Genomic DNA, 12,810 nt, shown 5'->3' on the forward strand with positions numbered 1-12,810 from the left:
GCCGTCACTCGCCCGGGTGGGAGAGCTCGATGTCGTGGCCGTCCACACCGAACCCGTGCACGGTCAGGTGGGTGGCCTTCGGCGGGTAACCGGTCGCGAGGACCGTGTACTCGCCGCCGTCCAGATCGGTGAAGGCGTAACCGCCGTCCTCGCCGGTGGTCGCGGTGGCCACGACGTTGCCGGCCGCGTCGACGAGCGTGACCCGCGCGTCGTTCAGCGGCCGGCCCGCGGCCGTGACCACGCCCTGCACCTGCGAGCCGGAGGACAGCTCGATCTCGGTCCTGGTGACGCCCTGCACGGTGACCTCGACGGGCAGTGCGACGGGCCGGTAGCCGGCCGCGGTCACCGCGAGGGTCAGCTGGCCGGGCACCACTTCGGCGAAGCTGAAGGTGCCGTCCGTGTCGGTCAGTCCGGCGGCGAGCACATCGCCGCGTACATCGGCCGCGACCACCATGGCGCCGACGACCGGCTCCTTGTAGTCGGCCGACGTGACGGTGCCGAGCAGTTCACTGGTGCCGGAGAGCAGGATGTCGTACGAGACCGGCTCGTCGCCGACCACGACCGTGGACGCCTGCGGCTGGTAGCCCTCGGCGGAGGCGATGAGCACGTAACTGCCCGGGCTCGGCGCTTCCACCGTGTACGAGCCGTCCTGTTGGGCCACCACGCGGCCCAACTGCCGCCCGCCCAGCGAGATCAGCGTGACGGCGGCCCGCGGCACGGGCGCCGACTCGGCACCACGGACACGGCCGCTGACCGGTGTGCCGCCCGGGGACGGGATCTCGGCGGTGACGCTCGCGGTCGCCGTCGGGACGGCCGTCGTGCCTGGCTGGGCCGCGGTGTCGACGGGCGCTGCCTGGGAAAGAACCGGGCTCGACACCTGCTCGTCGCGGCGGCCGCGGAGGCCGAGCGCCGCGAGGGCGGCGCCGACGAGGGCGAGGATGCCAGTGACGAGGACGGCGGTGTGGACGCCGTTCATGAAGGCGGTCTGGCTGCCCTCGGTGACGGCTGCCCTGAGCTGTGCGGGCATCGCGTCGGTGACCGGGGCGACGCCCATCGCGACCGCGTCCTTGGCCTCATCGAGACGAGCGGCGACCGAGCCGGGCACACCCGCGTCGGTCAGCGAGTCGTTGAGCGTGGAGCCGACGCGGCTGCTGATGATCGAGACGAGCACCGAGGTGCCGAGCGCGCCGCCGATCTGCAGCGAGGTTGCTTGCAGGCCGCCCGCGACGCCTCCGTCCTTGACGGGGGCGTTGCCGACGATCGCGTCGGAGGACGCGGACATCACCACGCCGACGCCGAGGCCGAGCGCGGCGAACGGCGGCCACATGGTGGCGTACGAGGAGTCGGCGCTCCAGGAGAGCATCGCGAACGCGGCGCCGGCCTGCAGCACCATCCCCAGCGGCATGGTCAGGCGCGGGCCGAACTTCTCGGTGAGCTTCGCGCCGAGCGGCGAGGCCACCATGGAGACGAGGCTGAGCGGCAGGGTGCGCACTCCGGCCTCGACGGGCGTGAAGCCGCGTACGTTCTGCAGATACAGCATCACGAAGAAGATCACGCCGAGCAGGATGAAGAAGTTCAGCGCGGTGACGACCGTACCGATGGTCAGGGCCGGGTTGCGGAACAGGCGCATGGGCAGGAGAGGGTGCTCGACGCGGGTCTCGTACCAGCCGAAGAGGACCAGGACGACCAGGCCCCCGGCGATCACGCCGAGCGTGCCGGCCGAAGTCCAGCCCCACGTCTCGCCCTTGACGACGCCGAAGACGACGGCGAGCAGTCCACCCGCGAGCAGTACGACGCCGGGCACGTCGAACTTCTCGCTCGCGGCTGCCTCGTTCCTGGACGGCGGCAGAACCATGAGGCCGAACGCGAGGGCGATGACGCCGATGGGGGCGTTGATGTAGAAGACCGACTCCCAGTTGACGTGCTCGACGAGCAGTCCGCCGACGATCGGGCCTAGCGCGGTGGAGACGGACGAGATCATCGCCCAGATGCCGACCGCCATGCCGAACTTCTTCGGCGGGAACACGGCGCGCAGCAGCGCGAGGGTGTTGGGCATGAGCATCGCGCCGAAGAGGCCCTGCAGGGCGCGGAAGGCGATGACGCCCTCGATCGAGCCGGCGAGGCCGATCGCGACGGACGCGGCCGTGAATCCGACGACGCCGATGAGGTAGAGGGTGCGGCGCCCGAAGCGGTCGCCGAGCTTGCCGCCGAGGATGAGGGCGGCGGCGAGGGCGAGCAGGTAGGAGTTGGTGACCCACTGCAGTTCGGCGGTGGTGGCGTTCAGGTCGCGGGCGATCTCGGCGTTGGCGATCGAGACGACGGAGCCGTCGAGGCCGACCATGAACAGGCCGAACGCGACGGCGACCAGCGTCAGCCACGGGTTGGCGCGGAGACCGCGGGGGTGGGGAGTGGATACGGGAGAGGGCGCTGTGGAGACAGCGGTGACAGGCATAAGTGAGGTGTCCTCGGGACGTGTGGCGCGCAGATGGGGGCGCGTGGACATGGGAGGGGCGGCACGACCCGGCACGGCCGCAGCAGCGGCAAGGGCACCGGTCGTACGGGGAGTCGGACCGGTCAGGCGACGTGGTCGCGCAGCCGCCGGGAGAGTGCCTCAAGGGCGCCGAGTGCCGAGCCGAGGGCCTCGAGGTCGCCGTCGGTGAGGGTACGCAGCGCGGACGCGAGCTGTCCCGCCGCGATGTTCTCGACCTCGCCGATGCGTTGACGGGCCTTGGCAGTGACGCAGAGGTGTGCGACGCGTTTGTCGGTGTCGTCCTGGTGTCGTTCCAGCAGGCCCGCGTCGGTGAGGCGGGTGACCAGGGCGCTGACGTTGTTCGGCATCATCCGCAGCGCGCCGGCCGCCTCGTGGACGGTGGCGCCGTCGTGCTCGGCGACGTACTGAAGCAGCGCCAGCTGGCGCTCGGGGAGCTTGGGGTAGGGCAGTTGGCCTGCGATGCCCCGTTCGATGGACCGGTTCAGCGCAGGCAGGCACGCCACGAGGCCTTCGGCCACGTGGCCGATGCTCTGGCTCGGGCGAGCCTCGCTGACTCCGGACACGCCCGCCAAGTTATATATGAGGAGACACCTATGTCAACATACTGATTGTCGAGAGCGGCCATGTTGGGATCACCGTCCAGAGTCCCGTCGAGACCGCGGCGCCATGCGACAGTTCGGTGGCAGGACTGCGGCGCCGTCGGCACGTTCGCTCTCGATGCCGATCACGACACCCGCGATGGCCCCGTCAACGCGGTGCCGTTCCGCACCGCGTGGGAGTGCCCTCGGCGTCTCATCGTATGCTGAGTCGCGTACCTTCCTCGGGGAAGTCCCGAGATGAAGCCCCTCGCGAACAGGTCGCCGAGCGGCCACAGTTGGGGTGCACGTCCCGAGCCGGACACATCACGCGCACGGGAACCCCGTCGGTTCACCCGCACGTTCCCCGCATACACGCGCAGCTCACCCAAGCCATACACGGAGGAGCCGGATACATAGTGACCCGGATACTTGTCATCGGCGGCGGGGTCGCCGGTACGACGACGGCCCTCGCCCTGCACAAGGCAGGCTTCGACGTCTCCGTGTACGAGGCGCACCCCGACTCGGCCGAGGACATCGGCGCCTTCCTCACGCTGGCGAGCAACGGTATGCGGGCCCTCGCCCAGATCGACGCCTCCGCCGCGGTCACCGCGACCGGTTTCCCGCTGACCTCGATGCGTGTCCTCGACGGCACGGGCACCGAGCTCGCGCAGAGATCGCTCGGCGAGGCCGACAACCCGGTCCTGCGGTACCGGTGCCTGCGTCGCGGAGAACTCAACGCCGCCCTGCAGACCGAGGCCGCCCACCGGGGCATCACCATTCGGCACGGCGCTTCGGTGGCGTCCGTCCAGGACGGCCCCGACCGCGTCACCGCACACTTCACCGACGGCAGCACCGCGACCGGCGACCTGCTCATCGGCGCCGACGGCCTGAACTCCACCGTCCGCCGGACGATCGCTCCAGCCACACAACCGTGCTACGCGGGCGAGTACGTATTCTACGGCTACACCACCAACACCTCCCGAGCCGAGGAGGCCGACGCCGAGCGCATCACCATGGTGCGCGGCAGCGCTGCCGCCTTCGGCTACGCCGTGTCGCCCGGCGGGCAGACCTACTGGTTCGCGCGCGTGGCCGGAGAACGCCTGGCCGCCGATGTGATCGCGCACGGCACGCCTGGCCGGTGGCGCGACCTGCTGATGCCGCTGCTGCGCGACGATGCCACCGCGGCCGCCGGCATCGTCGCGGCCACCCCCGACGACATCCTGGTCACCAACGCCACCGAGATACCGACCGGGGCGCCGTGGCGCTCGGGACGGATGCTGCTCGTCGGCGACGCCGCCCACGCGGCCTCACCGGCGACCGGGCAAGGGGCCTCGATGGCGATGGAGGACGCCGTCATCCTCGCCAAAGCACTGCGCGACGCACCCGACACGGACACCGCGCTGTCCGTCTACGAGACGCTTCGCCGCCCGCGCGTGGAACACAACACCACCGTCAGCGGAAACATCTCCCGCGGCATCCACACACCGTCCCGCACCGGTCAAGCGCCTGCGGCGGGCCCCCGGGATGAGGAGCTCGCCCGGCTGCTGGAGTGGAACTCCCGCATCGGAACGTCCCAGCCGGGTGTGGCTGTTCTCGAGGGAGGGTCCTGATCAGACGGTCAGCCGGTCTGGATCTGAACCTGCTGGTGCCGTTGGACGCGCTGTTGCAGGAGCGCAGTGTGACGAGGGCGGCCCAGCGGCTGGGACTGAGTCAGCCCACGGTGAGTGCCGCGCTGGCCCGGCTGCGCCGCCACTTCGGCGACGAACTGCTGACCCGAGTGGGGAACACCTACGAGTTGACCCCGCTGGCCGAGCGCCTGGCCGCGCACACGGCGCTGGCGCTCGGCTCGGCGGACCGGGTCTTCGAGACCCGCCCCGCCTTCGACCCCGCCTTCGCGCGACGCGAGTTCACCCTGGTGGTGACGGACATGCATCTGGCCACCTTCGGCCGGACGCTGGCCGCCCTCGTGCGCGACGCGGCGCCGGAGGTACGGCTGCGGTTCCAGCACAACACCCCGCACATCGTCCACCGTGCTCCCGAGCATCTGCGCACGGTTGACGGCATGGTGCTGGCGCAGGGCCTGTTGGCGAACGTCCCGGCCATCGACCTGTACGAGGACCGCTGGGTGTGCGTGGTCTCCTCCGACACCGTCACGTCGGCGTCGCCGACCCCGGAAGAGCTCGTCGCACGCCCCTGGGTGCTGCCCTATCACTTCCCGGCCGCGGGCTTCTCGCCCCTGCACGGACTGCACGCCCAGGGACTGGAACCGCGGGTCGAGATCGCCATCGAGAACTTCCTCACCATGCCGTACCTGATCGCCGGCACCGACCGGGTGGGCGTGGTACCCGAACGTGCCGCCCGCCTGTTTTCCGCCGCCAGCGGCACGGCCGTCCTCGAGTTGCCGTTCAGTGGGGGACGGCTGGTGGAGTCCCTGTGGTGGCACCCCATGCACGACCGTGACCCCGCACACATCTGGCTGAGGAAGACCGCGGTCGAGGCCGGCCGCCGGGTTGCCGCGGGGAGGGCAGAGGCCGTACACCACGACACACCGCACAGCTGATCGGAGCCCTCGAGGCAGGGCTTCCGCGACGGTATTGATCTCGTCTATGCCCGCCATCGGTGATCTCTCGTTCCCCAAACGCCTGGTCAGCGGCGAGAGTTGGCCTCGTGAGCACGCCATTGGCGTACGACGAGTGTTCCGAGTCGTCCCACCGACCGGTACGGCTCATCCACCCTCGGTGTGCCCTGCGATGACTGAGATGGTTCCCCCCACCCCCCCACTTTGCGGTTTCTTGGAGATGACTGTTATGCGCAGCGAGCTGCTGGCGCTCCGGGCAGGGCATGTTTTCGACGGCGTGAACGTCAGGCAATCGGGCATGGTGCTGGTCGAGGACGGCGTGATCCGCGACGTGGACTTCACGGGAGCGGCACCACCGGAGCACGCGGCGGTGACGGACTTCGGGCCGGACGGGTGGCTGCTTCCCGGGCTGATCGACGCGCACGTGCATCTGTGCTGGGACGGCACCAAGGACGCTGTGGAACATGTGGCGTCCGACGACCGCGAGGCCGTACTGGAGACCGCACGCGTCTCAGCGGCGACCACGCTGGCGACCGGTGTCACCACCGTCCGGGACCTCGGAGACCGCGACTACCTCACCCTCGCGCTGCGCGAGCAGGTGCCGCCCACGGAGCGCCCTGACATCGTCGCCGCAGGCCCGCCGGTCACCACCCACGGCGGCCACTGCCACTTCCTCGGCGGCGAGGCCGAGGGGGCCGAGCAGCTGTGCGCCGCGGTACGCGAACGCGCTGAGCGCGGCTGTGACGTGGTGAAGGTGATGGCCAGTGGTGGCATGATGACGCCCGGCTCCAACTCCCTGCACCAGCAGTACGACCGGTCAGACCTGCGGCTGATCGCCGACGAGGCGCACCGGCTCGGGCTCACCGTGGCCGCTCACGCCCATGCCGTCCCGACGATCGCGAACGTGATCGATGCCGGATTCGACAGCATCGAGCACTTCTCCTTTCTCACCGCCGAAGGCGTCGGTCTGCGCCAGGATCTGGTGGACGAGGTCGTACGGCGAGGGACGTTCATCAGCGTCACGGTGGGCATCATGCCCGGCAAGACACCGTCGGCCCCGGCCGCGGCAGCCCACTTCGGCGCCCTGGCGGACGTTGTGGCGAAGGTCATCGCCTCGGGCGCCCGGGTCGTTCCCGGCACCGACGCAGGCATCTCTCCCGGTAAACCGCACGGCGTCTACCCCCACGCGCTGACCCAGCTCGCCGAGCTGGGGATGGCGAACCGTGACGTACTGCGCTGCGCGACCTCCGAGGCGGCCAAAGCGGTGGGCCGGGGCGGACGTAAGGGCGTGTTGCTTCCCCATGCGGACGCCGACATCCTCGCGCTCGGCAGCTCTCCGGTCGACGACATCTCGGCGGTCACCGACATCAGCGCCGTGTACCGGGCGGGCCACCGGGTGCGGTGATTCCCCGGCTTGCCGCCTTAACGGTCGTACTGGGCACGCCCGAGATGGCCGCCGCAGACTCACCGACCAGCGCAATCGCTGATCGAGAGCGGTACGGACCCAGCCGGATCAACTCCCCGACGAGCCTGGTGAGTTACCGGAAACAGCAGGCTGACGCCGTGAAGAACCTCCCCATGCCCCCCGCAGCGAGCGGCGTGCGGGCCCGGCGCGCACCGCCCGTGGGGACGGGGCAGGTGCGGTGAACGACCCGGCCGCGGACTCCCCGTCGCCACGGGAGGCCGCGGCCGGGTCTCTTCCGCCAGGGCTCTCACCTGCCGGGGAGACTTCGCGGGCCAGGCGGGGCTTTTGGGGCCGGGACACCGGTCGGGTGGCGTCTGAGGTGGTGGCCTGAGGGTGTGCCTCGCTGAGGTAGTGCACGGTGGTCTGTGCGGCGTGCGGCGCGAGCCAGTGAGCTGCCGGAGCTGTCCGCCATGACACCGACATAGCCGGCTGTCACGACTTCACACGCCTTCTGGCGCGGTGGTCGCGACGGGTGCGGTGAGGTCCTTCTCCTCGGGGAGTTCCTCGACGTCGACGCCGCGGACCTGGGCCAGTTCGTGCTTGAGGGCGGCGAGTTCGGTGCCGCCGGCCATGTGGTTGGTGAGCTCGTCCAGGCTGACCTGGCTGCGGTCGGCGGACAGTTCCATGGTGCCCAGGCGCAGGACGCTGAAGTGGTCGCCGACCATGTAGGCGTGGTGCGGGTTGTGGGTGATGAAGATGACGCCGAGGCCGCGGTCGCGGGCGGCGGCGATGTATTTGAGCACCACGCCGGACTGCTTGACGCCAAGAGCGGCGGTGGGCTCGTCCAGGATGAGGACGCGGGCGCCGAAGTAGACGGCGCGGGCGATGGCGACGCACTGGCGCTGGCCGCCGGAGAGGGTGCCGATGGGCTGTTCGAGGTCGTCGAGGACGATGCCCATGTTGCGCAGTTCCTCGTCGGCGGTCTTCTTCATCCTCTCGATGTCGAGGCGGCGGACGGGCCAGGGGCCGCGGGTCATCTCGGAGCCGAGGAAGAAGTTGCGCCAGACCGGCATCAGGGGGACGACGGCGAGGTCCTGGTAGACGGTGGCGATGCCCTTGTCGAGGGCCTCGCGCGGGGTGGAGAAGCGCACGGGGGTGCCGTCGACGAGGAAGTCGCCCTCGGTGTGCTGGTGCAGCCCGGAGATGATCTTGATGAGGGTGGACTTGCCGGCGCCGTTGTCGCCGAGCACGCAGGTGACCTTGCCGGGGTGCACCTGGAGGTCGACGCCGTGCAGGGCACGGATGTTGCCGTACGACTTGCCCGTGGCCTTCAACTCGACGACAGGGGCGTCTTCGGATGCGATGTCGTGGGTGGTTGTCATGAAGCTGGTCACCTCCGGGTCGCCGCGCGGCTGACCCACAGATTGATGAGGGTGGCGCCGAGGAGCATCACGCCGAGGAAGGCCTTGAACCAGTCGGGGTTCCAGCCTGCGTAGACGATGCCCTGCTGGACCATGCCGAACATGAAGGCGCCGAAGACGGGGCCGATCGCCGAGCCGTAGCCGCCGGTCAGCAGACAGCCGCCGATGACCGCCGCGGCGATGTAGATGAGCTCCTGGCCCACCCCCTCGCCGGACTGGACGGTGTTGAAGGAGAAGAGCTGGTGCATGCCGACGAACCAGGCGCCGAAGCCGACCAGCATGAACAGGGAGATCTTGGTGAAGGTCACGGGCACACCGACGGCCCGCGCGGACTCCTTGTTGCCGCCGACCGCGAAGATCCAGTTGCCGTACTTGGTGCGCAGCAGCACCCAGGTCGCCAGTGCCGCGAAGACCAGCCACCACACGATGGTGATCTTGACCTGGACTCCGCCCACCGCGAAGGACGAGGCGAAGAGCTCCCGGGCCTGGTCGAAGCCGTCCATGTCGCTGATGTCGTCGCTGGCCACGTTGCCGGTGATCAGCTTCGTGACCGCGAGGTTGGCGCCCTGGAGGATCAGGAAGGTGCCGAGGGTGACCAGGAAGCTGGGGAGCCCCGTCCTGACCATCACCCAGCCGTTGAAGAAGCCGACCGCCAGCGACACGATCAACGCGGCGATCACACCGACCCACACGTTCGTGGTCAGCTGGAAGCTGAGCATGGCCGCGGTGAGCGCCGAGGTGATCACGGCGACGCCGGCCGAGAGGTCGAACTCGCCGCCGATCATCAGCAGCGCGACCGGCAGCGCCATGATCCCGATCGTCGACGACTGGTACAGGACGTTGGCCATCGAGCCGCCGTCACGCACCGGCGGCGCCGCGATCAGGAAGAACACGTACACCGCGACGGCACCGAGCAGGACACCGACCTCGGGCCGGGCCAACAGCCGCAGCGCGAGGGGCCGTTGAGAGGTCCGGCCGTTGGTCTGCTCCGGGCCGGGGGCCGGCGGTGTGGTCACCGCCGGCTCGGCGTGCGGGGTCACGCTCATCACCGGGTGCCCTTCGCGGCGAACTCGGCGACGCTGTCGGCGTTGTCCTTGGTGATGAAGGCCGGGCCGGTCAGGACGGGCGCGGTGCCGCCGCCGCTGACATTGCCGTTGTTCTTGTAGAGCCACATGGCGTCGACGGCGAGGTAGCCCTGGAGGTAGGGCTGCTGGTCGACGGCGAACTCGATCGTGCCGTCCTGGACAGCCTTGACCAGTTGCTTGTTCAGGTCGAAGGTCGCGATCTTGGCCTTGGTTCCGGCGTCGGACAGGGACTGCACGGCAGTGAGCGCGATCGGGGCGCCGAGGGTGACCACCTGGTCGATGGAGGAGTCCTGCTTGAGCTTGGCGGTGATCGTCGACTTCACGGACGGCATGTCGGTGCCGTTGACGTAGAGGGTGTCGGTCTTGCCGCTGAAGCCCTTCTTCAGTCCGGCGCAGCGGGCCTCCAGCGCGACCTGTCCCTGCTCCTGGATGACGCACAGGGCGTGCTTGGCGCCGAGCTCGTTGAGGCGTTCGCCGAAGGCCTGGCCCGCGATGTTCTCGTCCTGGCCGAAGTACTCGAGCATGCCGAGCCTCTTCCAGTCGTCCACCCCGGAGTTGAAGCCGACGACCGGGATGCCGGCCGCCCTGGCCTTGGCGACCACGTCCTTCATCGCGTCGGGCTTGGCGGCGGTGAGCGCGATGCCGTCGACCTTCTGGTCGATCGCGTTCTGCACCAGGTTGGCCTGGTTTCCGGCGTTGGGGTCACTGGAGTAGACGAGCTTGATGTTGTCCTTGGCGGCGGCGGCCTGGGCACCCTTACGGATGAGGTCCCAGAAGGTGTCGCCGGGGGCGGCGTGGGTGATCACTGCCACGGTCATGCGGGGAGTGGTGGCCTTGCCCGCGGAGGCGGCGTCTCCGCCTTCCTCGGCCTTCTTCCCGCCGGAGCTGCTGGAGCACCCGGTGGCGAGCAGTGCGCCGGTGAGAACTACGGCGGTCAGGGTGGCGGCTCGTTGGTGTCTGTGCATGTCCCTCGCACCTCACTGTGCTGGTCAGGATGGGTTGTGCTGGATGGTGTGGAGCGGCTTCGGGTGCGGGTGGGCCGGTCCCTGCGGCCGAGTGGATGGCGGACGCGGGCTGGTGGCGGGGAGGTCCCGCGACGGAAGCCTGAGCTGGTGGGCCCGTAACCGTGACGAAGGGTGTGTCCCGGGCTAGAGCGCTTTACTAGCGCGCTCTAGTGGCTCGTACTATGGATCGAGCCATCGGTGATGTCAATAACTTTGTCAGGACGTATCGACACAGTTCGCAGGTTGTTGCGTGGAGCCGCGGTGGAGCCGTACAGCTACGGGTGGCTCGCCCCTACCGCGGTCCTGGAGACACACAGGTCTCGTTCAGGCGACCAGTTCCTTGGTGATGCGGTCGAGCATGAACGCGGAGGACTCGTGGGCCCGTTCCTCCCAGGCGAAGACGCAGGCGGTGGCGACGCCGTCGAAGTTCAACTCGCGCAGGGTGCCGAAGAAGGCGTCCCAGTCGACCTCGCCCTGGCCGATGTCGAGGTGCTGGTGGATACGGGCCGTGGTGCCAGGTGGGTTGAGGATGTAACGCAGGCCCGAGGAGCCCTTGTGGTTGAAGGAGTCGGCGATGTGCACGTGCTGGAGCTTGTCGCCGGCGTAGCGCATCATCGCCGCGATGTCCGCGCCGACCTGCGAGGCGCCCGAGAGGTGGAAGCTGTGCGGGGCGCAGTAGAGGTAGTTCACCCACGGCTTGTTGATCGCACGGACGAGGTCGACCGCGGGGGTGTTCTCCTCGCAGAAGTCGTCCGGGTGGGCCTCCAGGTTGAGGGCGATACCCTCCCGCTCGAAGATCGGCAGGAGCTCCTCCGTCGAGCGCCAGAACGCGGCCTCGCTCTCGGCGGCGCGCTCGGGGCGGCCGTTGAACTCCGAGTTCATCAGCGGGCATTCGAGGTCCGCGGTGATCTCGATCATCCGCTTCCAGTACCGCACGGCGGCCAGCCGCTCGGTCTCGTCGGGCGACGACCACTTGTACAGCGGAAGCACGGAGCACAGCTTCACCCCGTGCGCGCGCAGCGAGTTCTTCAGTTCGGCGATCCGCTCGTCGTCCGCCCGCGGGTGCAGGAAGAACGGCATGAAGTCGTCGCGGGGCGACAACTCGATGTACTCGTAGCCGAGGTCGGCCACGGTACGCACCATGTCGTCGATCGGCAGGGCGCGGAACATGTACGGGTCGAGGGCGATCTTCACGCGGCACCTCCGTAGAAGGCGGGGCGGGGCTTGAGGTCGGTGGCGACGACGCGGCCCGACTCCAGGGCCTCGACGGTCGCGCTGGTGATGACGGTGGCGGCGTAGCCGTCCCACGCGGAGGGGCCGGTGGGCTCATGGCCGGCGGCGAGACCCGCGATCCACTCGCGGAACTCCGTGTCGAAGGCGTCCGCGAAGCGGCCCACCCAGTCCGTGAGCACCTCCGTGCTGTGCTGTCCCGCGGTGCGCAGGCCGACCGCGGCCGGGTCGGGCAGTCGGACCAGCCCTTCCTCGCCGACCGCCTCGCACTGGATGTCGTAGCCGTACTGGCAGTTGACGAAGACCTCCAGGTCGATGCGGACGCCCTTGGCGGTCTCGAAGAGCATGATCTGCGGGTCCTTGAGGTGGGCGAACCGCTTGCTCGTGGGGCGCGGAGTGACCACCTGGGTGGAGATGATCTCGTCGTCGAGCAGCCAGCGCAGCACGTCCACCTCGTGCACCGCCGTGTCCAGGGCGGCCATGGCGGAGGTGTACGCCGTGGGGACGGTCGGGTTGCGGTGGGCGCAGTGCACGATCAGCGGTTCGCCGATGCGGCCGGAGTCGATGACCTGCTTCATCTGCCGGTATCCGGCGTCGTAGCGGCGCATGAAGCCGACCTGGACCAGGCGGCGGCCGTGTGCCGTCTCGGCCTCGATGATCTTCAGGCAGTCCTCGGCCGTCGTGGCCAGCGGCTTCTCGCAGAACACCGGTTTCCCGGCGGCTATCGCGCTCAGCACGTGCTCGGCGTGGGTCGGGCCCCAGGACGTGACGAGGACGGCGTCGACGTCGTCCGCCGCGATCAGGGCCGCGCCGTCGGGCAGCACCCGGGCGCCGACCGGCGCCGCTGCCTCCGCGGCGCGGGCGGCGTCGATGTCGGTGACCGCGGTGACGCGGGCGCCGGTCACGGTGTCGGTGAGGCGCCGGATGTGTTCCTTGCCGATCCAGCCGGCGCCGATGACGCCTACGCGCACAGTCATGCGTGGTGGTCCTTTCTGCGGTCTTCGGGCCGCTGTTGGCC

Annotated in this window: 10 protein-coding genes; 3 read left to right on the top strand and 7 right to left on the bottom strand. The window is 69.6% G+C overall.

What is annotated here, in order from left to right; all coding sequences use genetic code 11:
* Window positions 1–4: 4 nt before the first annotated feature.
* Together OG252_RS52525 and OG252_RS49175 are read right to left on the bottom strand one after the other, a co-directional pair.
* Window positions 5–2,452 carry an MFS transporter gene (locus OG252_RS52525; RefSeq protein WP_443068469.1) on the bottom strand — a complete coding sequence of 816 codons (2,448 nt, stop codon included), beginning with the start codon at window positions 2,450–2,452 and terminating at the stop codon, window positions 5–7.
* Between the two features lie 122 nt (window positions 2,453–2,574).
* Entirely contained in the window at window positions 2,575–3,054 is a 480-nt protein-coding gene (locus tag OG252_RS49175; protein WP_266446631.1) for a MarR family winged helix-turn-helix transcriptional regulator, read from the bottom strand.
* A gap of 431 nt (window positions 3,055–3,485) precedes the next feature.
* Here OG252_RS49175 and OG252_RS49180 point away from each other — a divergent pair, with 431 nt between their 5' ends.
* From OG252_RS49180 to OG252_RS49190, 3 genes are all read left to right on the top strand, one after another.
* Window positions 3,486–4,679: an FAD-dependent oxidoreductase gene (locus OG252_RS49180; protein ID WP_329344654.1), complete on the top strand. Its 1,194-nt coding sequence runs from the start codon at window positions 3,486–3,488 to the stop codon at window positions 4,677–4,679.
* Window positions 4,680–4,714: 35 nt separating this feature from the next.
* Window positions 4,715–5,629 (top strand): LysR family transcriptional regulator, encoded by a 915-nt coding sequence (locus tag OG252_RS49185; protein ID WP_329344655.1) that lies wholly within the window; start codon window positions 4,715–4,717, stop codon window positions 5,627–5,629.
* A 247-nt stretch (window positions 5,630–5,876) separates the two neighbouring features.
* Window positions 5,877–7,052 (top strand): amidohydrolase family protein, encoded by a 1,176-nt coding sequence (locus OG252_RS49190; RefSeq protein WP_329344656.1) that lies wholly within the window; start codon window positions 5,877–5,879, stop codon window positions 7,050–7,052.
* Between the two features lie 500 nt (window positions 7,053–7,552).
* Here OG252_RS49190 and OG252_RS49195 read toward each other — a convergent pair whose 3' ends face one another.
* The 5 genes from OG252_RS49195 to OG252_RS49215 form a co-directional block, all read right to left on the bottom strand.
* Entirely contained in the window at window positions 7,553–8,434 is an 882-nt protein-coding gene (locus OG252_RS49195; RefSeq protein WP_329344657.1) for an ATP-binding cassette domain-containing protein, read from the bottom strand.
* Window positions 8,435–8,442: 8 nt separating this feature from the next.
* Window positions 8,443–9,519, bottom strand: a complete 1,077-nt coding sequence (locus OG252_RS49200; RefSeq protein WP_329344658.1) for an ABC transporter permease — start codon at window positions 9,517–9,519, stop codon at window positions 8,443–8,445.
* Window positions 9,519–10,523 carry a sugar ABC transporter substrate-binding protein gene (locus OG252_RS49205; protein ID WP_266446661.1) on the bottom strand — a complete coding sequence of 335 codons (1,005 nt, stop codon included), beginning with the start codon at window positions 10,521–10,523 and terminating at the stop codon, window positions 9,519–9,521. Before OG252_RS49205 ends, OG252_RS49200 begins: the two co-directional genes overlap by 1 nt.
* A 363-nt stretch (window positions 10,524–10,886) precedes the next feature.
* Window positions 10,887–11,756: a sugar phosphate isomerase/epimerase family protein gene (locus OG252_RS49210; protein ID WP_329344661.1), complete on the bottom strand. Its 870-nt coding sequence runs from the start codon at window positions 11,754–11,756 to the stop codon at window positions 10,887–10,889.
* Window positions 11,753–12,769: a Gfo/Idh/MocA family protein gene (locus tag OG252_RS49215; RefSeq protein ID WP_329344663.1), complete on the bottom strand. Its 1,017-nt coding sequence runs from the start codon at window positions 12,767–12,769 to the stop codon at window positions 11,753–11,755. Before OG252_RS49215 ends, OG252_RS49210 begins: the two co-directional genes overlap by 4 nt.
* Between the last annotated feature and the right edge of the window lie 41 nt (window positions 12,770–12,810).

The sequence above is a fragment of the Streptomyces sp. NBC_01352 genome (assembly GCF_036237295.1).
GTDB classification, from domain to species: domain Bacteria; phylum Actinomycetota; class Actinomycetes; order Streptomycetales; family Streptomycetaceae; genus Streptomyces; species Streptomyces plumbiresistens.